The following is a 25,751-nucleotide window of genomic DNA, read 5'->3' as shown; positions in this document are numbered from 1 at the left end:
CACCTCCTCACTTTTCTTATGATTAGTGAGATTATCGCCATCTCTCTAAGTTTTTCATCACTAAATCGTAATACCATTGTAGGTCTATTATTTTTTCAAAGTCTTTCAAGTCTTTTAGGTCCTCATTCCACAAAAACATCTTATTCGGTGCATCCGCAAACTTAACAAGCCCATCGTCCTGTCTTTTCTTTAGGATTTCGACGCCTTCGCCTTTTGCGGCAAATATTCGGTTTGTGGTTGTGTCGAGTAGTTTCTCTGGCTCATCACTTCTCACCACACCTTTGTATGTGTTACCAGCTTTTAAGATGTACTGATACAATACCGGATCATTTAAATTTTCAAATAGCGTATCTTGTACCGGTTTCCCATGTATAAGATAATCGACCAAAGCAATATGCGTAATTCTAATATCATTATTCGCAAAATATTTATGCTCATTGTACTTGTTTACATCCGAACCTTTTGTAACCATATATCCCGATTTTGTAACTGCAATATAGTTGTTCACATTCGATTGAATCCAGTTTGAAAACCTGTCTATTTCCAAATTTAATCCAAACTCTTCCTCCCAGTTTTTGAAGATTTTAATATCTTCATCGCCTGTGTACGAATATGCGACTCCATCTGTATTTATATTGATAATCCTTGCTCCCATTTGCGCCAATCTTTGGGATAAAACATAAAGTGATATTTGACCATAAATACAGATGCTATATGCCAAGTGTGGATTGTTCAGCTGTGAAAACTTATTATTCAAAATTCCATAGGTTGAATTAAGGACCAACTTCAACGGTGCTTGCTCTTCTTTTTTACCTTCGTGTTTTAGTTTGAGTCTGTAATCGAGAATGTCTTTATAATATTTTGTCTTGTCTTTCAGTCCGTCCAGAAGTATCAATATGTTGGGATACATCGAGGACACATCGGCAAGTTTCACATCTGCATCCGTTATAAATCTCTTAGGTGCTCCATGAAGTCCTCCCCATCCAAACTCGATTACATTCCCAAACTCCTCAATTACAACTTTTTTCTTTTTGAACTTAAAGTCGATAGTTGTATCAAGCTGTTCCCACATGTCCCTAACTTCTTTGGGTGCATACTCCATCAAATGATCTCCAACAAGTCTCCTTGATGGTGCTTTTCTTTTTGGTTTAAGGATTTCACCGACAATGCTGGTCGTATTCCATTTGTAAGCAATTTTCTTTAAATGGTCCGACTCCATCATGTCAATTATTTTGTTTTTGCTTTCAAAGTAATCTTTTCTCATCCTAAAAATCTTCCAAGTATTCAAAACATCGTATTCACAATACTTAAACGTCTCATAGTTTTCACTCGGTGTCAGCGGCCTATCAATATCAAAACTAACACTTGACTCTACAATGGAAAGTCCCATGTTGCCCTCAATCTTCTTCAAACTCGGTCTTGATACGTCTATTTGTTGAAAACAATCAAGTGTCTTGCAACATTCTATCTTTTTCATGTTTAGCATCGAGCCTTGTTTGATTATGCTGTCGTTCCACTCTTTAATAATCCATTGATCAAAATTCTTGCTCATTGCGTATAAAATGTAGTCGTCATACCAGTAATTATTAAACCCAACCAACGTCTTACCGTTTATAAACTCTTCCAGTTTCTCAAATCCAGCCTCTGTGATAATACCTTCTGCATACAACTCTCCCAGTCCATCAAGGGACGAGGAAAAGACTTTAACAGTCTTTCCTGTGTCATCCTTGAATACGACCATACTGTTGTGTTTGAACACCTCTACGTCAAAAAAGTAAATCATTGGTGCGTTCCATTACGCCCAATTAGGCTTCTTAATATCCGCATATGGAAACTTATTAAATGCGATTTTAACCTCGACCATAATATCTTTTCCGACCACATCCTCGGCCTTATCCACTTCAACTCCGAACTTATCCTTAAACTTCGCATACTGTGCATTTTTCTTTTGTGGATTCTCGAACCATTTTCCTAAATCTTGGATATAATCCGAATACATCATCTTACTTTCATATTCTTTGTCCTCAAACTCAAAGAATATTCGTATACCTCTACCATCGTTCACAATCCTTGATATCTTTGTTTCAAAAAACTTACCCACATGTTCCTTTGTAAACTTGACTGTTTCTTTAGTTTTCCAAAGAGAGTTAAATTTTTCGTAAACGTAGACATCCTTTTTTGTACCAATCGTACTACTTAATTTCTCAAACGTTGTGTCAAAGTATTCCTTACACCATTCTTTAACTTTGTCTGCTTTTTCTTTACTGTCTATAAATTTTCCGTCATCGTATATTTGTTTATTAAAGTTAACCTCCAACACCTGTCCATTTTCCACATCTAAAAATGTCATTACAGCCTTTTTATTATCATTTTGATAAACAACTTCTACTAATTCACAATCTTTTCTTAAATCCATATTAATTCTCCTTTTTTTAATATAATTAAATGCTTTTAGATTTCACGTATTTCAAACTCAATACCATTCTCTCTCAACAACATCTCTGTCAATTTCTTATCCTTCTCTCCAGTCACCACAAAAACATACTTCTTAACCTCATCTTCTTGTACATCTTTAAGCAGGTCCTTTTGTGCTTTCAGTGCTAGTTTCTTTGCGTTCCATCTCTGTATTGCATCAGCAACGTCGAATAGCTCCGAACTTACATATTCGTAAATGAGATCCTCAGACTCATCCATTTTGTGCAAAACGTCTAAATCTCTTTCGCACTTTTCTAAGAAGGCGACCATGTCCGACTCTGATTTCTTTATCGTCTCGCTTTTGTTTAAATGTCTCGGCTCTAGCCAATTATCAAAAGTTATAAGCTTTGCAAAACCGTAATGCTTAATCCTCGCATTCCAGATTCTCAAAAGTTCATCTTTCTTTTCCTGTCTCTCATTTTCCTCAATCTCTCTGACTTGATTTCTTACAATCGTGTCAGCATCTTTGACGATTGTTTCTATTTCTTTTATCTGTTCTGCGAATGTTTCGTATGGTGCAAGTATTTCTTTCTTAATCGCAATCCGTCTGTCGTTCAGCTCCTTAATGCTCTTATTCACACTTGCGAGCATCTTCTTTGTAACCTTGATGTTTTCTTCTGTGACCTCAACTGTGTTGATGTGCTCTGCCAAAAGTAAAGCCTCGCTCTTCAAGCGTTCATAGTCTTTGAAATTGATAACCGGCACAATCTCAACGACAGTGTTTTTCATTAATTCGTTCATGTTTCCTCCTTTTTTATGCACTTCTCCTCTTTCAACGAATGAAATTTGTACCTCTTTCTCAATAAAACCTCATACTCTTGTGAAGCTCAATCCATTCTGAGTCCTCATCTCTCCTATTCATGTAATAAAAAGCCTTACTCTGCTGTGTACTCAGATGTCTCATCGCTCCTTGCCAAGCGTCGTATCCGTATAGCTTACGACTCGTATTTTGTATTGCCCTAATCTTGTTCTCGTCATGGTTCGATTCAATGAACAGATAATCATATTTCAGCTTGGGAGCATGCTCCAGTGTAGTTGTATCCGTCGCATAAATCATGTTTACGTCTTTTTTCTGGACCACAAACCCATGGCACACAACATCATGCGGACAAGGGAAAGATAGTATTGTTCTATTTTTGAGTTTTATCTCTGTGTCGTCTCCCACAATGTGGTCGACTGGTATACGATACGCAATTTCCCAATTTGCTATTACTTTGATTCTCGGGAATTCTTTTTTAATCGCATTGAATGTGACTGTATTTAGATGGTCCGAGTGCTGGTGCGTGATGAAAAGGTATCTCACATCATATAGATGATTCCTTACCTTCGCATACGGCACCCCGCAGTCAAACAACATATCTTCAACAACAACCGCATTACCCGAGCTTCCCGATGCTATAATCCTATAATTCATTTATCTATTTTCCTCGTTTCGTGATATAATAAAACAAAGGTACTCAAAGACCTTAAAGGGAATGTGTGCGTGGTGGTGCTATTCCCTTTTTGCATTGTGATATATTTTACCATTGTAGAAGTCGATTCCATATATGATTTCTAACAACTCGTTTAACTCTGGCGAATATTCTAGATCCTCTACAACGGTGTTGATTAGTAATAATTCTTTCACCTTCACTCTTTCCAAAGCATCATAGTCCGTATTCGTGTTCCATTTTTGATACCAATGTAATCTTCCTTGTAGTGCTTTAATTTGCTCATTTGTTAACATTTCCTTCCTCCTCGAATTTCATTGGTAAAACCAAACCTCGTATAACTCCATTTTCGTAAACTAGCACCGGTCTATGTGGATGCTTAATTTTAAAAGTCGCATCTTCAAAATACTTTAAAAACTTTTCATTCACGTACGCGTGAGTTTCCGCATTCTCAATCTTGTTAAGCTTTTCTTTTTGAAACACTCTCATTTCATTCGTCAACCATGCGTTTTCGTAACCCTCTTCTTTTTCAGTGTCGCGTATTATTTCGCAAAATTTATGATTAGACATTTTCGCACTGTCAAGATAGAAATCTTCCACGTTTATCAAATAAATCCTAAATCCATCACCAATTGCAACGTGTTTCGATACTTCCACTTCACTAATGTCGCAAATTGCTTTTTGATGCTTCTCAATCTTTGTCATAAAATCTTTTTGTAACTGTAATGTTTTCATTTCATTATCCTTTCCGTTTCTGTAAGTTCATTTACCATTTTCAAAATCAGTTTCGCATTCTCCCTGTCTTTCAAGTTCAGTAATGCAAAACTATAAATCATACTCCTATGCGCCCACTTCTCACGCTCCTTTTCGTTTTCTTTTGTAGTAGAATAATGCGTCGCTTTTTGTGCCAGTTGCTTTGTTTCGTGAATTAACTCGTCTAGCAACCTGTCATAATTCATTTCCTCACCTCCTTTAAATAGAACTCGCCCATGCAAGCACGTACATAAGCCATATGAGCATTACAGCCCCTAATAGACCTAATCCATAAGCCGCATAGTAAAGCGTCCACTGATACCATGTCTTAGGATTCCAAACATATCTTTTGTTCATCTCTACCTCCTATTTTTAAATATTCTTTCTACTGTTAACTCAAAATATCTCCTACATCTCTCTTGCTCCACCATCCATGCCGGGTATTGAAATTCTAGTCCCTTACATATTCTCCAAAGTTCGTACAGGGATCTGCAGTTTTGGAGTTCGTTGTGGATGAGGCGTTGATGTCTTTCTATTCTGTTCATCTCCTGTAATCACACTGTTCATTTTCGTCTAGAAAATCGCTTATCCATTCGGCCTTATAAAATATTCGATTGCCCACCTTGGAATACGCAAGACCGTGCTTTCGCCACTCTAGAAGCGTGTCTTTTGAAATATCCAGATACTGACATACCTCTTCTTGGGTCATTACTTGTTTCATTGTTTCTCCTTTCTGTGAATAAATATTATTCATTGTTCTTTTGTTTACGGTTTTCCGTTATTTGCGAGTAAAAAAATATTCTTCAATTAATTCCCAATTTAAGTCCAATACTTCTACCGCTCTTTCAATTTCCAACTGGTCCCATGGCACTATGTTGTTCAACTTGTTGCTAGCACTAGTGTACGACATGTTCATGCTCTCGGCAAACCTACCTATTGTTCCAAATTTTTCAGTGATTTTTCCCCTTAACTTACTGTAATCATATTTCATTCTTTCACCTCCATTTCTAACGGATTTCCGTTTTCTATTTAAGTATAACCCCTATTTTTTTATTTGTCAACAGTTTTCTTTATTTTTTTTACATATTTCCGTTTAAAATGTATTATTTTGTGGTATAATATATAACACCATACAATGTAAGGAGTTAGGAAAATGAAAGAAAAATTGTCCAAACGGCTAGCACAAATAATGAAAGAATTGGACCTCAATCAGACAGAACTTGGAAAACTGGCAAACATTACTCCATCGAGTATAAGTGACTATCTGAATGAAAGATACATGCCAAAGCAAGATAAAATTGATGCTATTGCTAGAGCGTGTAATGTAAGTCCGTCATGGTTAATGGGATATGATGTTCCAAAGCACAGAAAAGAACTGCAAACCCTCGCCGCCCATCTAGACGGCGACTTTACGCCCGAAGAACTTGAAGAAATAAGAAAATTTGCCGAATATATTAAATCTAGAAGGAAATAGAAATATGGAAAATGCAATACATAAACTAGTAGAAAGTGGTGAAATTGAAATCATTGAAGCACCTTTCAAAAATAAGAAACTGAAAGGCTTATGTATAGACAATATTATCTATATAAACTCACTAAATCACCTCACAAGACGGGAGAAACGATGCATCATAGCCGAGGAGGTCGGACATCTTAAAACCTCAGTAGGCGACATTTTGAACACCAAAGCGGTAGCAAACGCCCAGCAAGAAAGGCATGCGAGAGCATGGAGCTATGGGCAACTTGTTCCGCTTGAAAAATTAATCGATGCTCATAATACACGAATAAGAGGCAGGCACGAACTTGCCGAATACTTAGATGTAACAGAAGAATTCTTACAAGATGCCGTGAAGTATTATAAAAGTGTTTATGGCATCTGTACGAGAATAGGAAAATATCACATATACTTCGAACCGCTCGGAGTACTTGAAAAACTTGATGATTAATTTCATAAAATAAAAACCACACAGGAGGGACCACAAAATGGCACTATTCGGAAAAAAGGAAACAAAAGAAGAGAAAGAAGAAAGAAAATTACAAGAATTTATGGAAAGGTATCAACTTGAAAGCCTTGATGAAAAGGACCTAATTGTCCTACAAAGGATAGCAAACGACCTAGTCGGTAACAATTTCTTTAAGGTAGGAATGGCATTATCTTTTGCTAAAGCCGAGGAGCAAGCAAAAGTGACATATCTTTCTGCACTGGTCGAGCAAAATTGGATGATTATTAGGCAGTTAGGGAGACTTAATGAAAACATTGAGAAGTTGGTAGACAGGCAATAGGGTGTTGCAAGCACCCTTTTTTGTACACATAAGAGGAGCAACACATGAAAAACAAAATAACATCCTACAAAAAGAAAAACGGAAAGACATTCTACATGTTCAAAGTCTACTTGGGAATAGATCCCCTAACCGGAAAACAAATAAACCCAACCCGAAGAGGATTTAAGACCATGAAAGAGGCCCAGAAGGCTTTAAATAAGTTAGTCTACGAATTCGACCAAGGACTACTTAAAACGTCATCCGGAAAGACCTACGGCGATGTATACGAGTTATGGCGAGAAGTCTATATGACAACTGTAAAGGAATCTACTTTAAACAAAACCGACCAAGTATTTCGTGACCACATACTACCAGTCTTTGAAAATAAAGACATCGATAAAATAACATCTTTGCAGTGCCAAAGGTTTTATAATGATATGGTCGCACGGTTCGATAAAGGTCGCACATTCTATAATTATGCGAATAAATGCTTTAATTATGCGATACAGCCTTTGAGATTAGTCTCTTACAATCCTTTTACTGACATTTATAAAACACCGGTAAAACAAAAAACTCCGGATTTGAATGATAAAGGATTCTTGGAACGAGAGGAACTACTGATATTACTCGATGCATTCAAGCAAGATGGCGACATAATGTGGCATACGTTCTTTCATTTGCTCGCCTACTCCGGCATGCGTAGAGGTGAAATTCTGGCCCTTAAATGGGATGATGTTGATTTTAGAAAGAATGCTATCAAGATAACAAAAACACTAACACTCGGCGAAAATAACCGGCTAATGGTGTCCAGTACTGCCAAGACCTCTAAATCTAATCGAATAATTGATTTAGATCCAGTCACGATGCAAAAACTAAAAACATGGAAAAAAGAGCAAACAATACAAAGCCTCGAAAACATCGTATTCACGAATAATAAAGGCTCTTATATTGCACTGCCTAAAGCCGGACAAAAACTTGACCAAATCTACAAGAAACATAAACTATCAGAGCACATAAAGAACGTACGAATCACTCCGCACGTGTTAAGGCATTCTCACTGTTGTCATTTATTCGATGCCGGTGCTGACCTAAAAGCCGTTCAATCTAGGCTAGGTCATGAAGATGAGCTCACAACACTTAAAATATACAACCATTTCACCAATTTCAGAAAAGAGAAATCAACAGAGAAATATTTCAAATTCATGGGCATTTTTGACTAGATTTTTGACGTGAGATTTATCTAGTCAATCGGTTTAGGTCGACTTAGACCGATAATTGAAATAGCCTTCAAACATTGAAATCTACACTAAATCACTAGTTGTCAATATTTATAAAATATGTATGGTGGAGACAAGGAGGCTCGAACTCCTGACCTCATGACTGCCAGTCATGCGCTCTCCCAACTGAGCTATGCCCCCAATTAGATACTATTCTAGGACAGTATCCGTTTTTTGTCAATTATTATGCTTAATTCTTACACGGTCATTAAGTCAATTGTTGTAGTTTATAATGTTTAGATCTTTAATGCCACTTGCTTATATTCAGCATAATATTTAATGTAACCATTCTTAAAGAGTTAGACATCACATCTACTTATTAGGTGAGCAAAATATACTTTCTTATCACTATTTATCATTCATATTTTTTTAGTAAATGATTAAATACGATAATTTCAATAACAACTTGACTAATTAGATAGATTACCAAGAATATTATTATATGTGTTGTATCCATAATATCTAATACATTAAGGATTAAGTACACCATAATAGAAACAAGTATAATCAAGTTTCCTATCAAATTAGTACAGGTACCTGACTTTTCTCTAATCTTTTGCTTTAATTCATCCTGTTGCTCTATTTGTTTTACTTGTAATTTCTCTTGGAATTTTTCTTTGTTAGTCAGCCAATAAAAATATCGAACTATTATATATATGCCATTTCCACCTAAAACTCCGGTTAAGCCATATAATCCGCCTACCATTTTATTTTCACCAAACGAAATGGCTGCGTATAGAGTTATCCCAGCTAACAAAATACATACTAAGCCATAAATTAGATTATTTTTTTTCATGATTCTCCTCCTCATAAGTAAATACTTCTTCAATTGTTTTAGAAAAATATATCGCAATCTTAAATGCCAAGTCTAAAGAAGGATTGTATTTACCATTTTCTATAGCACTAATAGTTTGTCTTGACACTCTTAACTCTTTTGCAAATTCTTCTTGAGTCAAGCCATTAGCTTTTCTCAATTCATCTAATTTGTTTTTCAAATACTCAGTCCTCCTCCGTAAAGTTTCCTTTACATTAGAATAACACTTGTTTCCTCGCTTGTCAAGTTTCCTTTACAATAGTTAGAGCTAATATTTTTTATTGTACCAAGTTAATTTCTTTAACTATCTTTGTAACAGCCTTGTGCAGGTCTGAACTTTATTCTTATATCCTATAGATTCTATTCTATATTCCCCAACTTTTTATTTAAAGTACTGTACCATTGTAGATTTACAAAAGTTTAAGTGATATACTTAAATTATAAAATTAAGGAGGTTCACTATGAGTTTTTTAGACAATTTACGTAAAGATAAAATGATGGCAATGAAGGAAAAAGATAAGTTAAAAGCTGCTGTAATAAGCAATATGATGTCAGTTATTGCCCTTGCAGAGAAAGAAGAGAAGAAAACTCTGACTGATGATGAGGCAATAAAATTTGTACAACGTGAACTAAAACAAGCTAGAGATACACTTGAAATGCTACCTGCAGATAGATCCGATGTCATTGACGAAACAAATACGAGAATAGCGATTATCGAATCATATCTTCCAAAACAACTTACAGCTGAGGAACTGGAAGTTGAAGTTAATAAGATAATAGAAGAAGAAGGAATCGAACTTTCTCCAAAAGCCAAGGGAATCATTATGAAGTCGGTAATGGCTAAAATCGGAAGTAAAACCGATGGTAAATCTGTAAATATGGTAGTGGACAAGCTGTTAAAATAAAATGAAACATCTATATTCCATTACAGTTTTGATGACTTCACTATTTGTCGGATCTGTAATCAAAAATTTGTTGGGACTTCCAGTTCCCGAAACAGTTTATGCTATGGTAATTCTATTTCTACTACTTTACACAAGAGTTGTTAAGTACGATGCTATTGAAAAGTTTGCCGGTGTTTTACTTGGAACTATGGCAATGTACTTCATTCCTCCTGCTGTGGGATTAGTTAACAGTTATCCACTAATCGCAGATAAGATAATACCATTTATAATTATTTCAGTCGTTTCAACTATTTTAACTTTTATAGCAACAGGACTTACTGTAAAGTACTTGGTGGTGAGAAAAGATGTTGAATAGTCCGGTTTTTGGTATTTTTCTATGCGTAATTTGTTTTTATTTTGGGACACTGGTAAATAAGAGATTCAAAAGCAGTCTTCTGAATCCGCTCCTGGTTGCTATCATCATCATTATTATTATTTTAAAAGTTTTTAACATCAGTTATGATGACTTTATGGTCGGAGGCGCATTTATTCAGTTTATGATTATGCCGACAACCGTTGCCTTGGCCGTACCTTTTTACCGCAATTTCGACGTCTTCTTAAAGTATAAATGGCCTATCCTCATAGGTTCAGCAGTCGGAAGCATTACGGCTCTTACAAGTATTTTGATAATGGGTAAGTACTTTGGCTTAGATAGAAATGTTCTTATATCTATACTTCCCAAATCGATTACTACCGCCATAGCACTCCCCCTTACAGAGGAGTTTGGCGGTATCCCGTCCATAACTTCCTTTGCTATTTCTATTACCGGGCTTTTAGGTGTTATAGTTTGTGACTTTTTATTAAAGAGGCTGAAAATTAACATTGATATTGCAAAGGGAGCCGCACTGGGAACTGCATCTCATGCTATTGGCACATCCAAAGCACTAACCATTTCTGAGATAGCAGGAGCTATAAGTGGTCTATGTATTGTAATTGCAGGTTTTATAACGGTATTATTATTCCCGATTTTTATTAGATTTGTATAGTTCGTATGAGGTTTAAGTTGAATATTTAGGTAGATGTTAGTACAAGGCAAACAAAATGCTGTGTACTCCAATAAATCCGGCCAAAATTTTTGACTGCTGGTAAATGATTTGTATTCATATCAAAATATATAAAGCCATGGAATTCGAATCCTAAATTCGTTCCATGGCTTTTTTATTTATTAATATATCACTTATAATTTTATTCGTACATAATTACAGGTGTTCCTACTAATACTCTATCGTATAGAACGGAGACTTCGTAGTATGGTGTATTTATACATCCGAAACTTCCGTTTCCTCTAAATATATTTCCACCAAATCCTCCGGCGTTTTCTCTCCATCTCGCATTGTGAATCCCCGTATGTGACCAGTCTACAGCCATCCAGTAATCAACCGGAGCTACATATGGGGCACCATTCGGATCAATTCCTTCAAGCGGTTTATTTCTTTCCTTATGCCATACCACATTTACTCCCGGAGGTGTTGCTACTCCTCTGGTCGGGTCGCCGGTAACAACAGGTGCACTAATAACTAACTCACCATTTTCATAGTACCACATATGCTGATTGGAAAGGTCCACTTCTATATATGTCGAGCCGATATCGCCACCGGTTTCAGTTCTTATAGTACCTTCTATTGTGTAGATTGGAGTGATTTCTTTTGTTCCTTCGTCAAGAGATTTACTTATTAGCTTTTCAGTTTCATCAACATCCATTTGCCATCCGTAGATTCCCGGAGGTACTTCAATAGTTCCTCTATTTGTCGATTCAAATGTTCTATAGGTACCGTAGGTATCGTATTGTTTTGCAAGATTAACTACATATTCATGCAGCTTTTCAGAATCATATGTTACCTTTAAGTCTTTATCGACACTGATAAAATCACTTAAAACTGCTCTATCCATTTTTTCTTTCTTAAATATAAAGTCAATCTCAAGCTCTTTATTGGTATATTTATCTATTTCTTCTTTTGCTTTTGCAAATCTTGGATCATCTTTTCTAAGCTTGGGTTGTTCATATAATTCGGTCAAATCCAACTCGCCGCCATTGCTTTTTATGACGTCCATTAGCTTTTCGGTTAGGGTTTCTCTAGCTATATAGTTTCCTTCCACTTCAGGAATTATTTCATAGACACCATTAACTCTTTCCATTTTTGCGTCTTCCGGTTTGACAGCACCTTTAATGAAATTGTCTTCAATAAATGTTTTTAATTTTGCTTCGTCGTATTCTGTAAGTATTTCAACTTCATATTTATCGTCTTCAAATAGACTCAGTGGCCATCTAAACGAATCTTGTTTTATCTCAAGCTCGCTACCTGTTTTTAATTTTAAATCTATCTCTTCTGTGTTTAAAACAACTTGTTCTCCGTCTTTTTTTGTAATGGTAATAGGTTTTATTTCTACTCCATCAAGCGGATCAATGGTTGAAATTTGTTGCATGGTTACGTCCCTGCCATTTACTGAAGTTCTTGGCATTGCATGACTGGAAAAATAAAAAGCACCACCTAAATAAGCAGCCCCAAGAATCACAGGAATAATTAAGAATTTAAGAAATCTCTTTTCTTTTTATGCTCTTCACTGGGTTCATTGATCCAGTCGTTAGTCATTGCAACTTGATCTATAGATTCTGACTCACCATCGGCATTTGAATCGTAAATTTCAGAATTATCTATAAGCTCGGTTTCATCGCTTCCCGTTTCGTCTATATCGGTTAGCTCTTGAGAAAGAGTTTCTTCGGTAGTTTCCGTTTCAGCCAATTCACTTACATCCTCTATCCTAACGGTTTCATCAATTTCTCCTTCAGCGGATATAACCGAATCATCTGACATATTCTCATCATCGATTTGATTGACCTCAAGATTATCGTCACTTGTCGATTCAATCTTTTCAGTTATACCATTTTGTTCCTTTTCAGTTTTAGCAGTCTCTTCTGCATCAGATTCCATTTCATTATTCTTTTCATTGCTCATATCTTTTTTCATTATACACCCCTGCATATAAGATAGTTTTCAACGGAATACCATTATATCACATGTTTCCCACATATGTGTTACAAATTAATAACAATTTAAATAATTCACTCTATAAATAACCACATATACTTTATCATAATATTGCTCTTTCAAACTTAATTTTATAATTCTTTATATTTGAGTACAAAAGACATTATATAAAATAAGCTATATGCTTACACTATACCTTTTTTTCTTTTAGTTTCCATAACATTTTCCCAAAAATCTCTTCACAATTCTCGGGGGTTTTCCCATACATTAAATTATGAATCATTCCAATATTTTAAAGACGTGACTTGCTCACTGTATTATCGTTCAACTTGCAATTGATTATATTTCCACTATATTAATGAATAAAAAAGCAGTGGACTTATTGAAATTATGTAAAAATACAACCTAAGCAGACCTGACCTCATTAATTTTTGAATTTAATATGCATAAAAGGACCCATCATTGCGATAGGTCCTATTGTATCAAAGCAGTTATTTTACAATTGCACTTTGGCTATTATTCAGCGCTTAGTGACTTAGAAATATGTACTATAAATTTAAATAATACATAAAGCACAACTACTACTGCAATTAACTCCTCAACTTTTACTAAAATGGACAAACCCGGTATTGAGGTTCCGGTCTTTCCAAAGTATCCATTAGTCAATTTTAATGAAATCGCCGTTATGACAAATGGGAAGGTAAATCCTGCATACGAAGGGAAAAATTTACCTTTCATAATTGTTCTAGCAAATACTGTAAGGGCATATAGGTATAGCACTTGAGAAAGAATCAATAATATGAATATCAAGGTATTTGACTTAGCTTCAAAAGCACTCATATAGCCCGCCAGATTTAGTGCTACCGGGGCTGAGTAAATTGCAAGTATCGGAAATGCAGGTTCAGGTATCCCCTTAACCACAACAGTTCTATAAATAACTATCGCTAATAAAACTGCGTTTGCTATAAGCCCAAACCAAAAAATGATCCTTCCTAAAGAAGTCATCTCAAATGCAGGTGAAGATACTGATGCAACGACTATTCCTACGAATACAATAAACCAGCTAGGAAATACTTTTTTTATGTCAAAATTAAACACGAATTTAAGTGTAAAGTATGCTATTAAAACTACATGCATGAATATCGATATAAACCAAACTGCTTGACCAAGTGCAGGTGCAAAGGGTTTTAGATATGTTGCGAGTAACATATTTGCCATTGGGAAGGTCGCAAATACCGAAGCGGTTATAGGATTTTTCATCTCTTCTACAAAAAAATCAGCATCCGTCAACACTTTAAGATATATTAATAAAATAATTATCCCCGAAACTATGCCCAGTATATTTCGATACATTTCTCCATAATTTCTAACTAAATTACCCAGTGCTGCCAATGCAAGACCAACACCTGCCATTGGTAGTGGAATCGCTTTTAAAAGTTTAAGCATCTGCACTTACTCCAGGATGTAACTTTTCGTCTTCTATGAGTCTTTCTGCAACCCATCTAGCCACTTCTCCGGTAATTCTAATGCAGTGCTCTTTTCTCTCAGGTGATGCAAAGTCGTCACCTTTCCACTTTCTGGTTATGCTTCTACAACATGTGGATTTGTAATTATCAATGGTCCAATCATGTAGATCTTTTGCAAGCTCGAACATCTTCGGATGCATAGGTTCACCGTGAACACGACCATAAACAATTCCAAGTGCAATCTCTCCACCAGAGATTGCTCCACATAGACATTGAGCCTTTCCAAGTCCTATAGGAAATGCCGACGCTAGTTTTACAATCTCTTCAGGCATGGGCTTACCAAGTGCATCGTTAATAGTCTGTACTACTGCTTCGGAACAGAAGAATTCTCCTCTTCTAAAATATCCTTCAGCAACTTCCTGGATCTCATCCAAATACTCTTTGTGTTTATTCTCCATTATACTCCTCCAAAACATAATTTAATATAACGTAATACAATAATATTATATGTCTTGGAGGAGTAGTTTGCAAATCAATTATCTTAATGATTATTTGTATTTAATAAGATGTTCTTATAATTATCAATCCCTCTATCGAGTTAAATCATTGGTTTGTTAAATGCCTCTTTCACTCATTATTAGTTTAATCTCATCTTCATTGATTCCAACCATTGCTTCGCCTATGTTCTTGGAAACTTCTAATAATGCTTTTGGATTATTGTAGTTTACAACTGCTTGAACCACAGCTTTTGCACGTCTTTCCGGATCTTTTGATTTAAAGATACCGCTTCCAACGAATACACCTTGGGCTCCTAATTGCATCATTAGTGCTGCATCTGCAGGAGTTGCAACTCCACCTGCTGAGAAGTTAAGTACAGGTAATTTCCCATGATCGTGTACATATTTTAATAATTCTACAGATACTCCGTATTCCTTGGCAGCATGGTATAGTTGATCTTCATTTAACGATTTAACTGTTGCTATTTCAGTCATAATCTGTCTCATATGCTTAACAGCTTGGATTATATCTCCTGTTCCCGGTTCACCTTTAGTTCTAATCATCTTGGCACCTTCTGATATTCTTCTAAGTGCTTCGCCAAGATTTCTAGCTCCACACACAAATGGAGTTTCAAATTTATTCTTATCTATATGATAGCTTTCATCAGCAGGTGATAAAACTTCTGATTCATCTATAAAATGTACACCTAAGCTTTCAAGAATCTGTGCCTCCACAAAATGACCTATCCTTACTTTAGCCATTACAGGAATGCTTACAGCATTTAATATCTCTTCAATCATATATGGATCGCTCATTCTGGAGACTCCTCCGGCTGCTCTAATGTCTGCAGGAACTCTTTCCAAAGCCATAACTGCACATGCTCCAGCTTTCTCTGCAATCTTAGCCTGCTCTACATTAGTTACATCCATTATTACTCCACCGCTTAATTTTTCAAATATGTCCATATTCATTACCTCCAAATTTTATGTTTTTTATTATGTGTCGATTATATATGATATACTGTACCTATTGTTAGTATCAAAATGATTTATTTATATGGGTACAGATTATTTGTCAAAGGAGTTTCAAAATGTATTTAAACTTAAATCCGGAAATAGGACATCTATATTTACAAGTCTATTCAGCGATAAGAGATATGATAATATCAAGAGAATTAAAAGACGGAACCAAACTGCCCTCTATAAGATCACTTTCCAGTGAATACTCCATAAGTAAAAACACCGTGAGCAATGCTTACTATCAACTTGAGATAGAGGGCTATATCTCGTCTGTTGAAAAAGTAGGATTCTTTGTAAATAAAATCGACCATTTAGTTCAATTGGATAGTGATAGCGAAGAATCGACACCTATTTCAGAAATAAAACCAATCTATGATTTTTCATTTAGCGGGGTTGACTCAAGTTCTTTTCCTTACTCAATTTGGAGACGGGTATTTAGGGAAACAGTAAATTCTGAAGACGAAACACTGCTAAGACAAGGCGATCCAAAGGGACTTTATGAATTAAGAGATGCCATTGCAAACTATTTAAAGAACTCCAGAGGAGTTTCAACAAGCCCGGACGATATAATTATTTCTGCAGGTACGGAGCACTTGTTTTATCTACTTAGAAGGCTGCTTGGTGAGAATTCAAAATACGGATTTGAGGATCCCGGTTACGCTTGGGGAAATGAGTTTTTTACCTATGACCTTAAATCAGCAGCACCGATTCCCATAGACGAATCCGGAATAAAAATATCAGATTTAGTCAGAGAAGATGTAGATATCTGCCTGGTAACTCCTGCTCATCAGTTTCCAACCGGCATAGTCATGCCGATAAGCAGAAGAATAGAGCTTTTAAACTGGGCAGCAGTTGAGAACAGATTTATCATTGAAGATGACTACGATGGAGAGTTTAAATTCAGCGGTCGTCCTGTACCTGCACTCAAGAGTATGGATGTATTTGATTCGGTAATATACATGGGAAGTTTTTCCAAATGCCTTACTCCATCTCTAAGAATCAGCTATATGGTTATGCCAAAAAAACTTATGAGACTGTACGAAAATGCCTTTTCAGGCTTTGGTTGTCCTTGTTCAGTTTTTATACAAAAAGCTCTCACTACTTTTATAAAGGACGGGTATTTTGAAAAACATATCAACCGAATGAGAAATATTTACTCCGGTAAACACGAATTAATGACTGGACTGCTTGGGAAAATAAATGGTTTGAAAATAATACCACCTCAATCAGGAATGTCATTTGTAATAGAACTAAAAAAGGATATTGACGGAGAAAGTTTTGCAGAATACGCCAGAAAAAACGGCATAGGAATAACGCCTTTAAATAGGTTCAGTACAATCGAAGAGAATTCAAATCCTAAATTCATAATTGGATTTGCAGGACTTAGTAAAAGCGAGATAAAAACCGGACTTTCAGCACTTAAGGATTTGATAAATAGAATTTAATATAGCATTTAAAAATGAGCTGCAGTGAGCAGCTCATTTCTGTTCATTTATCGGGATTCGTATCCAGGGTCTTTCGTATTTCCATTCCAACTCCAGATCGATTCCATAGACTTTTTTCAGATTTTCTTCAGTCAAAACCTCTCTCTTTTTTCCCTTTGCAATTAATTTACCATCTGCCATAATTGCAACATGGGTAATGCCAGGAATTATCTCTTCCAGATTATGAGTTACATAGATAAGTGGTTTTTCATCACATATGCAGTATCTGTTTAGATTACTCAAAAGCTCTTCCCTTCCTGTTAGGTCAAGTCCTGCACAAGGCTCGTCGAGAACCATCAAGTCAGGTTTATTCATAAATGCTCTGGCTAAAAGAACCCTCCTTTGTTCTCCTTCAGAAAGGCCAAAATATCTTTTCTCTGCTACATGATTGAGCGAAAATTGATTTAATAAATCCTCTGCTCTATCTATTTGCTCAGGACTTAATTCATTGTAAAAACCAATGGTATTCTCAACACCGCTTCTTATAATATCCCTCGCTGATTTAGAGTGCATCGAAGGTAGAAGCTCTTTCATAGTCGTCGATACATATCCGAGTCTTCTTCTGATGCGTTTCCAGTTTGTCATCCCGAATACATAGCCGAATACTTCTACTCTTCCACTACTTGGATATGTATACGCCGGTATCATGCCCAACAAGGTTGATTTTCCACTTCCATTTAGGCCAATTAACGCCCATCTTTCTCCTTTAAGGATTCTCCAATCTATTCCCTTAAGTATTTTTCTTCTATCGCGTATAAAATGAATGTCTTCAAAATTGATTACAGTATTTTTCATGTCTTCCACTCCGTCGCTTTATAAGTGAATTTTATCACATTAAATCGCATATGTAAAAAAACCACTGTTTTTAGCAACAGTGGTCTCTCATAATTAGCTGAATGTATCTAGTTTTTTTAGCCTTTTTGAAACTATAAAAGCTAGTACGGTTTTTAAGGTGTCGCCCGGCAAGAATAGTAGAAAACCGAACTTAAGTACAAAATATAAATCTACACCTTTCCCCAGATAATTGTTTAATATGAAATACATATAAGGTAAACCAATTACATATAAAAATAGATTGAATAATAGCAATTTATAAATCAGTTTTTTATTACCTTCTTCCATATTAGCGGTCAGCGTATTAGTTATAAATGTAGAGATGGTAAAACCAAGTATAAAACCGAAACTCGGCATAAATACAGCTGAAGGTCCTCCATTATTGCCTGAAAATATAGGTAGTCCCACAAGTCCAAGTATAGTGTAGATTATCGGTACCATCACAGCCTCTTTTGGCTTTAAAACCAATAAACTAATCATTAGAATCAGCGTTTGAAGCGTCACTGCAACAGGACCTAGAGGCAAGGAAATCATAGTGCCCACTATTACCATTGCAACGAATACACTAATTTTTGTAATATTATCTATCTTCATAATACCTCCAAAAGAATTTGATAAATTATTATACCACTTATGATTAAAATAAACAAATTAAAAAATTTTAAGTATTTTTTTATCCCATACATTTTGTTTAGCTTATTGACAATTTTATTCCTTAGTATAAAATTAAATTTATAGATGAATATTAGGAGGTTTTTATATGATGCGATATATTTTAAGTCCAAGTACCAATTGTTACTGGAACTTGGCTCTTGAGCAATATGTTTTTGATAATCTGGATACAGATTATGGATACTTTATGCTTTGGCAAAACGATAATACCATAGTTGTCGGTAAACACCAAAACACTGCAGCAGAAATCAATGCTGAATATGTAAAAGAAAATGACATAAAGGTAGTTAGAAGACTTTCAGGCGGTGGAGCAGTCTATCACGATTTAGGTAATCTAAACTACACCTTTATAGATGATAATCCTGACGACACCTTTGACTTTGCAAGATTTTGTAATCCCGTAGTTAAAGCTCTGGCAAGCCTTGGGGCAAATGCTGAGATTACTGGCAGAAACGATATGACTCTCGACGGTAAGAAGTTTTCAGGAAACGCCATGTACAAGAAAAAAGGTAGAGTTATGCACCATGGAACCTTGATGTTTGATTCAAATCTTGACATTCTTACAAACGCACTTAAGGTTTCAAAGGACAAGATTGAGTCTAAAGGCATTAAATCAATCAGGAGTAGAGTTACAAATATCAAACCTCATATAAACGATGATTTAACCGTTCAAGATTTCATAGTGGCACTTAGGGACTTTATGTTCAGTGAAAATGAGATGGAAGTCTACGAATTGACGGATGAAGATATAAAAAATGTAGATAAACTTTATGAAGAAGTCTATAGTAAGTGGGAGTGGAATTACGGAGCTTCTCCTAAATACAGCGTAATGAAAGAGAGAAGGATTGAAGGTTTTGGAAAGCTCGAAGTATACATGGATGTAAAATCCGGTAAGATTGAAGATATCTCATTCTATGGTGACTACTTCGGCAACGGAGATTCCTCTGTACTTGCAGAAATAATGAAAGGCAAAAACCTTGAAGAAACTGAACTTAGAACTGCATTAAAAGATGTCGATATCAGACATTACTTTAATAATTTGTCCTTGGATCAGTTTATGTCGATAATTATGGAATAAAATTAAGCAGCTAAATGATATGCATTTAGCTGCTTTTATATTTAATGGATAGCATCAGAAATAAGTCCTATTTTAAATAATCAATGTGCTCAATTTACTCCTTTACACTTACTTGGTTTCACTAAAAACCAAATAAGTGCCATGCAAAAATCACATTTCCTACTAAACAAGCCAACAGGATTACAGCGGAGAATTTCCCCAATCTGTATTCTTCTCTAGCCTCTACCAAACTATGAATTCTATCATTTTCAATAAATATCATAGGCAGCGGTAAACTAGTTAGTAATATGAGACCCAGTATGCCTATATTATCGGCTCCAACAGTCTCAAGCTCAATCAACTCTACAGCAATCAGTATCAGTATTGGAAGAAAAACCGCTGCTAATGATAAATAGCTGAGCTTCATCTTATGTTTTGCTTTTAAACAATCTATTTCTTTGGTATAAACCTTATTCCTGTAAGCATCTTCAATTTTTAGTATTCCGGCAATCGTAGATATTAAATAGGTTAACATCAATACTATGTAAGCTCTATTCTCATCCGTCCCACTTATTATAATTAATAAAAGCAAACTCATATGCAGTGCATTAATAAAATTAATCCAAGTCTCCTGTGCAGATAAAGCTCGTTTAAGTTGATTAAAATCATAGTGCATGCGTGAATCGTATCCAGACAATAAACTAAAATCACCCGATTTATACATATATCCAAATATCAAGTACAAGGTCACTGACATAAATGGATAAAAGGAAAGCATAATTAAAATTCCTATATTTTGTATATAGCCGGTTGAAAATCGCAAAATTATGGTTAATAAAGTCAAAAGCACCTGAAACGCTAAGAGCATTCGAGTGGTCTTTCGACTAAAATCCTCTTTTTGTATTTCTTCGTCCCCTATCAAGTCCTCGATAGAAATATAAAGCTCCTTGCTGAGCCTGAGCAGCATATCGACATCCGGTTCACTTATCCCTCGCTCCCAGTTTGAAACAGCCTGCCTGGTTACATAAAGCCTGTCTGCAAGGTCAGCTTGAGATATTCTTGCCTCTAGTCTATATTTCTTTATATTATCTCCAAGCATCACGCACACCTCCTATGTTTAATAATAGTTTAAAATCGTTCACCCTGCAAGCAAAGTTTTGTTGCAAGCTCATTAAATAGACAAGAACTTCCCAGGTTGATCATAGATCATAGGAAATACTGAAACTATTGATAGCAGTAAAAATAGAACCTCAGATTCTATTACCACTTTTCCCCGTTTTTATAATTATGATTTAAATCCTTCGATATTTACATTTACTTTAGTAACCTGCTAGAGATTTCCATTTCAACACAATTGATTATTAAATATTTTATTTCATTTTTGTGTATATGCCAGTTTTACATTAGACAATTCCAAAGAGTTCTTTGTATCTCTCTTCTGATCCTACTGTCATTCTTTGTATGTCCAGAATCTTAGTATGTTTTCTTATCTCATCTATAGCTTCGTTTATCTCTACAGACTCTGAATTAAAATGTACTTTATATCCCTCTATATCACATATTTCAGGATTAAGTGCATTTGGGGAAATTTCGTTTTCTACCAGGATACTATATCTTGTTTTTTGTACTTTAGATATGTCCTCCCTTAAGATTACCCCCTCTTTCAAAAACAATATATCGCTCGTCATTTGATCAATCTCTGATAAATTATGTGAAGATAGTAGTATGGTCTTTCCACTTTTTGCTAAATTATTAAGTATCGACCTTACCTTTATAATCGTAGTAGGGTCTAGTCCATTAAAGGGTTCATCCAGCATTATAAAATCTCTATTAGTCATGATAGTCATAGTAAATAATAGCTGCTATTTCATACCCAAAGAGTATTCCGATACTTTTTTGTTTAGAAAGCTTGATATATTTAATAATTCTGAGTATTCTCTTATTGATGTCTTTTTAAGTCCATTCATGTCACTAATAAATTTTAAATGATCCATGCCTGTTAAATATGGATAAAGTACAGTATTGTCTATCATATAGGAAAACTTACCGTAAATCTCAGAATTAGTATTTAATATTCCAAAAATTTCCACTAATCCACCATCTAGTTTTATTAGATTAGCTATTATATTCATTAGTGTAGATTTCCCGGATCCATTTGGTCCAACAAGCCCAAATATACCCGGGGTAGATAATTCTATGTTAATATCTTTTAAAACCTTGTGATTCCCATAACTTTTACTAACTCCTATTACTTCTAAAATCTTCATGATTTACCTCTCTTTTACTCTCTTAAAAAGATTATAGCCTATAATAAATATTATCATACTCCATGCTAATAATATAAGCAGTCCCATCTTTGGATGATAGTTTGTATAGTAATGTAGATTGATATAACCATTTGACAGCTCAATAGGATTTAACCAGGTAAAAGGTAGCAATCCTGCTATTGGTGTTTTTAGCACATTAGAGATTAAAAAACCAATTATTAAAATTGATAGGTTTAAACCTGCATTAGTCCATCTACCTTTAACGAATATTGAGTTTAAGATGCTAAAACTCGTAATAAAAGTCCCTATAATAATTATGCCGATATATATCGATAGATTTGAATTTATAACAGGTTTAAACTTAACATTTACCTCATTTTTACTATTTTTGTCATAATTAATTTTCTTTCCCCAACGATTTACTAACTCCGACTTAATATATCCTGAACCTTTTTCATCCAGATAATAATAAGCGGTAGGATAATTACTGTCAGTTAAATCTCCCATCACAGCTCCAATTGGTATCCATGAAATCCAATTTATCGAAACATATACTATTACAATCGCAATGACTATGAATTTCGAAAGATAAATACTCAATCTTTTTCCTGGTTGTAGGTAGATCATTTTGAGCGCTGATTTTTCTTTTTCTCCTGAAAAACCCTGTGTTAAAATCATACTTATGAGAAATAATAAAAGTAGACCTCCTCCTCTTTTATAGAAGTATTGTCCAACCATATGTGTTGAAGGATGTCCTCTTTTACTAATATTGTCATACCTTATTTTATAACGAAGGTCTTTAAACTCATCAAAATATGTACTTTCAGGTGTAATTGATCCTAATATTTCAGATTTATTTCCTTGCTCTATAACTTTTTTCATTAATTCTATATTAAGTTTAGATGAACTATCATTAAATGTATCCACATTAAAACCATGGAAACCCACCATATTTTTTAAATTGTCTTTTAATAAAGCCAGATTTACATTAGCAATATCAGTATTATCTCCACTTTTTATAGCATCTATTATTATTCTCGCATATCTTCGTTGATAAAGTCTATATAATGGTGTAAATTAGTTTTACAAAAAAATATGAACCATCCCCAACCTTTTGGTATAATAGTTTCACCACAAAACTAACCAGGAGGTAAAAGAGATGGTCTGGCTATATTTTACACTAGATTCAGAAATAATTAAAGGTTTATTTTCAGCTTCAGCTAAAGAAAATGCTATTGCAAAACTCTTAGAATCAATTTTAAACCAAGTTTTAGAGGCTCAAGTTACTGAGGCAATCGGAGCTAAGCCTTATGAACGTACTGAAGAACGTACATGTTACAGGAACGGTTCTAGAGTTAGACAAATTAAAACTCGTGTAGGAACGTTAGAATTGCTAGTACCAAGAGTTAGGGGTGGTGAGTTTTCTCCTGATTTATTCAATCGATATCAACGAAATGAACAAGCTTTTGTACTGGCTATGATGGAGATGGTAATCCAGGGTGTCTCCACAAGAAAAGCAACAAAAATCACCGAAGAATTATGTGGAACATCATTTTCAAAATCAACAATATCAAACCTCTGTTCAAACTTGGATCCTTTAGTTGATGAGTTTCGAAACAGACCATTAGAGTCACAATATCCTTTTATCGTAGTTGATGCTATGTATTTAAAATCAAGAGATGCAGGAAAAGTTAGAAGCAAAGCTCTAATGATTGCAATAGGAGTTCGCTCTGACGGTATCCGTGAAATTCTTGGTTTTATGTGTGGTGATAGTGAGACTGAACTAGGGAGTCTGCTGAAAAAGCAACCTTTTTCCACATCATTTTTCTGTAAAATATTCGTGTATTTTATAAATATCTCAATTTCTTTGAATTTTAAAAAAACAGGAGCGATTTTATCACTCCTGTTTCATCTTATTTAATGCATATCGGTTAAAGTTGACCATCAAGGCTCTTAGTAATCCATTTTTACGCGCACTAATCAAGCCATAACTCTGCTGAGTTTTGCCTTCAAATACGTTCTTTAATTCATGGTTTATGCTTTCATGAACCGATCTCTGTTTAGCTATTTCTTTTGCACCTTCTTTTTGCATTACCGCTGCACACTTATTATATACTCCGTAATTTATTGTGCATTCTATTCTTTTTGCAACATATTTTTTCTCGGTAACGCATTCTTTTCGATCAGGACATATTTTACACATTTTAGAATTAAAGGTATATACTACTCGTCTTGTTATCTCAGAGTCTTTTTCTTTTATTTTGCATACTGAAACTGTTTCGTTTCCATGTTTACAGGTAAATTGGTCAGCATCTTTGCAATATTCAAAACCCTCTTTCTCTTTGTAACTCCCTAGGTTTATTGGGATATAGGGTTGTATTTCTTTTTCATCTGCTGTTTTAAGTATTTCGCCTTTGAAGTATGCTTTATCTCCTAATAGTTTTTCTGGTTTTATTCCCAGTTTCAATACTTTATCAAGTAGTTCTTTAAATTCCACCCCATCACAGTAGTTTCCTGGATAAGTGTTTGTGGCTAGGATATATCTACTCTCTATGTCTGCTATTAGTTCATCTTTGTATCCATAAAATACTTTGTTCTTACTTTTATGACCTACTCTTGCATCTGGATCTGATAATGAGTGTTCTTCTAATCCTTTTAAAAATCTTTCATCTTCTATTTTTTCTTGTAGTTCTTTTTTTAGTGATTGATAGTCTTCCATTTCTTCGCTTATTTTTAAACCGGGGATTATCTTTTCTTCATCTTCATTTTCTAGGGATTCAAGCATTTCTAATGTTTCTTTTACTTTACTGATAACTGTTTTTACTTCTTCTTTTATTGATGTACCTCTTGGTATTTTGGGTATATCAATACTTATTTCTTCTGCTGTATTAAATTTAAGTATTTCATTTAGCTGTTTTAAAAGCTGATTAAGATATTCTCCAGGTGTTAATTTCTTGGCTTTTGATGCACTGTGTGTAGCATCTATACTTATTATTTTACCTTTAATCTCCTTCTTTTTGATTAATTGAATGTTTAAACATGTTAAGAGATTATTTAAGATGTCTTCATTTAGTCTTTCAATCCTAAATTTTGCTATCGTAGAATAGGTAGGTACATTATCATAAAGCCCAAGTCCTACAAATCTTTTGTATACTAGATTAGATTGAAGGTGCCACACTACTTCTCTATCTGTAAAGTTTTCAAAGTACTGAAGTATGATAGTTTTTAACATCACTTCTACAGGATAAGCAGGTCGACCATTGTCTAAGCAGTATCTATTAGTTATTTCTTCAACTATTTCTGAGAAATCAAAGTCATTTATATAGTCAATTTTAGATGTTGGACATCCTAGTGCTTCTATAAGATTGTCTAATTCAATAGTATCTATAGTTAGTTGCTTATTTTCTTGGTCTTTTAACATGATAATCTCCCTTTAATATATTATATATATTATCTCATGAAATAGGGCTCTAATCAAGTGTTTTCAACGTTTTAATGGGTTTTAATCAAGA

General features: G+C 34.8%; 33 protein-coding genes, 1 tRNA gene and 1 pseudogene. 10 read left to right on the top strand and 25 right to left on the bottom strand.

Going from position 1 to position 25,751, the window contains the following annotated elements; genetic code table 11:
* Positions 1-31: 31 nt before the first annotated feature.
* From VZL98_01540 to VZL98_01495, 10 genes are all read right to left on the bottom strand, one after another.
* A complete protein-coding gene (locus VZL98_01540) occupies positions 32-1,741 on the bottom strand; it encodes a hypothetical protein (GenBank protein WVH63665.1) in 1,710 nt (569 codons plus the stop codon).
* 54 nt (positions 1,742-1,795) lie between these two features.
* On the bottom strand, positions 1,796-2,416 hold the full coding sequence (locus tag VZL98_01535; protein WVH63664.1) for a hypothetical protein: 621 nt from the start codon (positions 2,414-2,416) through the stop codon (positions 1,796-1,798).
* A 35-nt stretch (positions 2,417-2,451) separates the two neighbouring features.
* On the bottom strand, positions 2,452-3,216 hold the full coding sequence (locus tag VZL98_01530; GenBank protein ID WVH63663.1) for a DUF1351 domain-containing protein: 765 nt from the start codon (positions 3,214-3,216) through the stop codon (positions 2,452-2,454).
* 58 nt (positions 3,217-3,274) lie between these two features.
* Positions 3,275-3,832: an MBL fold metallo-hydrolase gene (locus VZL98_01525; GenBank protein WVH63662.1), complete on the bottom strand. Its 558-nt coding sequence runs from the start codon at positions 3,830-3,832 to the stop codon at positions 3,275-3,277.
* A 135-nt stretch (positions 3,833-3,967) separates the two neighbouring features.
* Positions 3,968-4,201 carry a hypothetical protein gene (locus tag VZL98_01520; GenBank protein WVH63661.1) on the bottom strand — a complete coding sequence of 78 codons (234 nt, stop codon included), beginning with the start codon at positions 4,199-4,201 and terminating at the stop codon, positions 3,968-3,970.
* The gene (locus VZL98_01515; protein WVH63660.1) at positions 4,188-4,640 is read right to left on the bottom strand and encodes a hypothetical protein; all 453 of its coding nucleotides are present in this window, start codon (positions 4,638-4,640) and stop codon (positions 4,188-4,190) included. Before VZL98_01515 ends, VZL98_01520 begins: the two co-directional genes overlap by 14 nt.
* On the bottom strand, positions 4,637-4,864 hold the full coding sequence (locus tag VZL98_01510; protein WVH63659.1) for a hypothetical protein: 228 nt from the start codon (positions 4,862-4,864) through the stop codon (positions 4,637-4,639). The genes VZL98_01515 and VZL98_01510 overlap by 4 nt, the downstream gene beginning before the upstream one ends.
* A gap of 13 nt (positions 4,865-4,877) precedes the next feature.
* Positions 4,878-5,015, bottom strand: coding sequence for a hypothetical protein (locus tag VZL98_01505; protein WVH63658.1), 138 nt, complete (start codon positions 5,013-5,015; stop codon positions 4,878-4,880).
* A 184-nt stretch (positions 5,016-5,199) separates the two neighbouring features.
* Positions 5,200-5,379, bottom strand: a complete 180-nt coding sequence (locus VZL98_01500) for a helix-turn-helix domain-containing protein (protein ID WVH63657.1) — start codon at positions 5,377-5,379, stop codon at positions 5,200-5,202.
* 57 nt (positions 5,380-5,436) lie between these two features.
* Positions 5,437-5,649 carry a DUF739 family protein gene (locus tag VZL98_01495; protein ID WVH63656.1) on the bottom strand — a complete coding sequence of 71 codons (213 nt, stop codon included), beginning with the start codon at positions 5,647-5,649 and terminating at the stop codon, positions 5,437-5,439.
* 162 nt (positions 5,650-5,811) lie between these two features.
* On the opposite strand from VZL98_01495, the gene VZL98_01490 reads away from it, so the two are divergent.
* From VZL98_01490 to VZL98_01475, 4 genes are read left to right on the top strand one after another with little or no spacing between them, the layout of a single operon-like run.
* Positions 5,812-6,132 carry a helix-turn-helix transcriptional regulator gene (locus VZL98_01490; protein WVH63655.1) on the top strand — a complete coding sequence of 107 codons (321 nt, stop codon included), beginning with the start codon at positions 5,812-5,814 and terminating at the stop codon, positions 6,130-6,132.
* 4 nt (positions 6,133-6,136) lie between these two features.
* Positions 6,137-6,604, top strand: a complete 468-nt coding sequence (locus VZL98_01485; protein WVH63654.1) for an ImmA/IrrE family metallo-endopeptidase — start codon at positions 6,137-6,139, stop codon at positions 6,602-6,604.
* 37 nt (positions 6,605-6,641) lie between these two features.
* Positions 6,642-6,941 carry a hypothetical protein gene (locus VZL98_01480; GenBank protein WVH63653.1) on the top strand — a complete coding sequence of 100 codons (300 nt, stop codon included), beginning with the start codon at positions 6,642-6,644 and terminating at the stop codon, positions 6,939-6,941.
* A 44-nt stretch (positions 6,942-6,985) separates the two neighbouring features.
* Complete coding sequence (locus VZL98_01475) at positions 6,986-8,140, top strand: site-specific integrase (GenBank protein WVH63652.1); 1,155 nt, start codon at positions 6,986-6,988, stop codon at positions 8,138-8,140.
* A gap of 122 nt (positions 8,141-8,262) precedes the next feature.
* Here the strand turns inward: VZL98_01475 and VZL98_01470 are convergent.
* From VZL98_01470 to VZL98_01460, 3 genes are all read right to left on the bottom strand, one after another.
* Positions 8,263-8,338 (bottom strand) — tRNA-Ala (locus tag VZL98_01470).
* 214 nt (positions 8,339-8,552) lie between these two features.
* Entirely contained in the window at positions 8,553-8,993 is a 441-nt protein-coding gene (locus VZL98_01465; GenBank protein ID WVH63651.1) for a hypothetical protein, read from the bottom strand.
* The gene (locus VZL98_01460; protein WVH63650.1) at positions 8,980-9,192 is read right to left on the bottom strand and encodes a helix-turn-helix transcriptional regulator; all 213 of its coding nucleotides are present in this window, start codon (positions 9,190-9,192) and stop codon (positions 8,980-8,982) included. Before VZL98_01460 ends, VZL98_01465 begins: the two co-directional genes overlap by 14 nt.
* A 280-nt stretch (positions 9,193-9,472) precedes the next feature.
* On the opposite strand from VZL98_01460, the gene VZL98_01455 reads away from it, so the two are divergent.
* Genes VZL98_01455 through VZL98_01445 form a run of 3 tightly spaced genes read left to right on the top strand, consistent with a single transcriptional unit; the run spans position 9,473 to position 10,941 of the window.
* Entirely contained in the window at positions 9,473-9,916 is a 444-nt protein-coding gene (locus tag VZL98_01455; GenBank protein ID WVH63649.1) for a GatB/YqeY domain-containing protein, read from the top strand.
* 1 nt (position 9,917) lies between these two features.
* On the top strand, positions 9,918-10,271 hold the full coding sequence (locus tag VZL98_01450; protein ID WVH63648.1) for a CidA/LrgA family protein: 354 nt from the start codon (positions 9,918-9,920) through the stop codon (positions 10,269-10,271).
* Positions 10,261-10,941 (top strand): LrgB family protein, encoded by a 681-nt coding sequence (locus VZL98_01445; protein WVH63647.1) that lies wholly within the window; start codon positions 10,261-10,263, stop codon positions 10,939-10,941. Before VZL98_01450 ends, VZL98_01445 begins: the two co-directional genes overlap by 11 nt.
* Before the next feature lie 199 nt (positions 10,942-11,140).
* Here the strand turns inward: VZL98_01445 and VZL98_01440 are convergent, their stop codons facing one another.
* The 5 genes from VZL98_01440 to pdxS form a co-directional block, all read right to left on the bottom strand.
* Positions 11,141-12,415, bottom strand: coding sequence for a peptidoglycan binding domain-containing protein (locus tag VZL98_01440; GenBank protein ID WVH63646.1), 1,275 nt, complete (start codon positions 12,413-12,415; stop codon positions 11,141-11,143).
* A 62-nt stretch (positions 12,416-12,477) separates the two neighbouring features.
* Complete coding sequence (locus tag VZL98_01435) at positions 12,478-12,921, bottom strand: hypothetical protein (protein ID WVH63645.1); 444 nt, start codon at positions 12,919-12,921, stop codon at positions 12,478-12,480.
* A 537-nt stretch (positions 12,922-13,458) separates the two neighbouring features.
* On the bottom strand, positions 13,459-14,388 hold the full coding sequence (locus tag VZL98_01430; protein ID WVH63644.1) for a TDT family transporter: 930 nt from the start codon (positions 14,386-14,388) through the stop codon (positions 13,459-13,461).
* Positions 14,381-14,866 carry a C-GCAxxG-C-C family protein gene (locus VZL98_01425; protein WVH63643.1) on the bottom strand — a complete coding sequence of 162 codons (486 nt, stop codon included), beginning with the start codon at positions 14,864-14,866 and terminating at the stop codon, positions 14,381-14,383. Before VZL98_01425 ends, VZL98_01430 begins: the two co-directional genes overlap by 8 nt.
* Before the next feature lie 156 nt (positions 14,867-15,022).
* Positions 15,023-15,871 (bottom strand): pyridoxal 5'-phosphate synthase lyase subunit PdxS, encoded by an 849-nt coding sequence (gene pdxS / locus VZL98_01420; protein ID WVH63642.1) that lies wholly within the window; start codon positions 15,869-15,871, stop codon positions 15,023-15,025.
* A 125-nt stretch (positions 15,872-15,996) separates the two neighbouring features.
* Between pdxS and VZL98_01415 the strand changes: the two genes are divergently transcribed.
* Complete coding sequence (locus tag VZL98_01415; protein ID WVH63641.1) at positions 15,997-17,370, top strand: PLP-dependent aminotransferase family protein; 1,374 nt, start codon at positions 15,997-15,999, stop codon at positions 17,368-17,370.
* Positions 17,371-17,403: 33 nt separating this feature from the next.
* Here VZL98_01415 and VZL98_01410 read toward each other — a convergent pair whose 3' ends face one another.
* Positions 17,404-18,204: an ATP-binding cassette domain-containing protein gene (locus VZL98_01410; GenBank protein ID WVH63640.1), complete on the bottom strand. Its 801-nt coding sequence runs from the start codon at positions 18,202-18,204 to the stop codon at positions 17,404-17,406.
* A gap of 93 nt (positions 18,205-18,297) precedes the next feature.
* Positions 18,298-18,837 carry a biotin transporter BioY gene (locus VZL98_01405; protein WVH63639.1) on the bottom strand — a complete coding sequence of 180 codons (540 nt, stop codon included), beginning with the start codon at positions 18,835-18,837 and terminating at the stop codon, positions 18,298-18,300.
* Between the two features lie 166 nt (positions 18,838-19,003).
* Between VZL98_01405 and VZL98_01400 the strand changes: the two genes are divergently transcribed.
* The gene (locus VZL98_01400) at positions 19,004-19,993 is read left to right on the top strand and encodes a lipoate--protein ligase (protein ID WVH63638.1); all 990 of its coding nucleotides are present in this window, start codon (positions 19,004-19,006) and stop codon (positions 19,991-19,993) included.
* Between the two features lie 121 nt (positions 19,994-20,114).
* Here the strand turns inward: VZL98_01400 and VZL98_01395 are convergent, their stop codons facing one another.
* From VZL98_01395 to VZL98_01380, 4 genes are all read right to left on the bottom strand, one after another.
* Positions 20,115-21,071 (bottom strand): helix-turn-helix transcriptional regulator, encoded by a 957-nt coding sequence (locus VZL98_01395; GenBank protein WVH63637.1) that lies wholly within the window; start codon positions 21,069-21,071, stop codon positions 20,115-20,117.
* A gap of 304 nt (positions 21,072-21,375) precedes the next feature.
* Positions 21,376-21,819 (bottom strand): AAA family ATPase, encoded by a 444-nt coding sequence (locus VZL98_01390; protein ID WVH63636.1) that lies wholly within the window; start codon positions 21,817-21,819, stop codon positions 21,376-21,378.
* A 15-nt stretch (positions 21,820-21,834) separates the two neighbouring features.
* Positions 21,835-22,239, bottom strand: a complete 405-nt coding sequence (locus VZL98_01385) for an ATP-binding cassette domain-containing protein (protein WVH63635.1) — start codon at positions 22,237-22,239, stop codon at positions 21,835-21,837.
* A gap of 3 nt (positions 22,240-22,242) precedes the next feature.
* Positions 22,243-23,220 carry an ABC transporter permease gene (locus VZL98_01380; protein ID WVH64525.1) on the bottom strand — a complete coding sequence of 326 codons (978 nt, stop codon included), beginning with the start codon at positions 23,218-23,220 and terminating at the stop codon, positions 22,243-22,245.
* Between the two features lie 178 nt (positions 23,221-23,398).
* Between VZL98_01380 and VZL98_01375 the strand changes: the two are divergent.
* Positions 23,399-24,019: pseudogene (locus VZL98_01375) on the top strand (transposase).
* A gap of 117 nt (positions 24,020-24,136) precedes the next feature.
* Here the strand turns inward: VZL98_01375 and VZL98_01370 are convergent.
* Positions 24,137-25,660, bottom strand: a complete 1,524-nt coding sequence (locus tag VZL98_01370) for an IS1182 family transposase (protein WVH63634.1) — start codon at positions 25,658-25,660, stop codon at positions 24,137-24,139.
* Between the last annotated feature and the right edge of the window lie 91 nt (positions 25,661-25,751).

The organism is Peptoniphilaceae bacterium AMB_02 (assembly GCA_036321625.1).
Classification (GTDB): Bacteria; Bacillota; Clostridia; order Tissierellales; family Peptoniphilaceae; genus Microaceticoccus; species Microaceticoccus formicicus.
The sequence above is the reverse complement of the archived record's forward strand: the minus strand, read 5'-3'. Positions and strand labels throughout refer to the sequence as shown.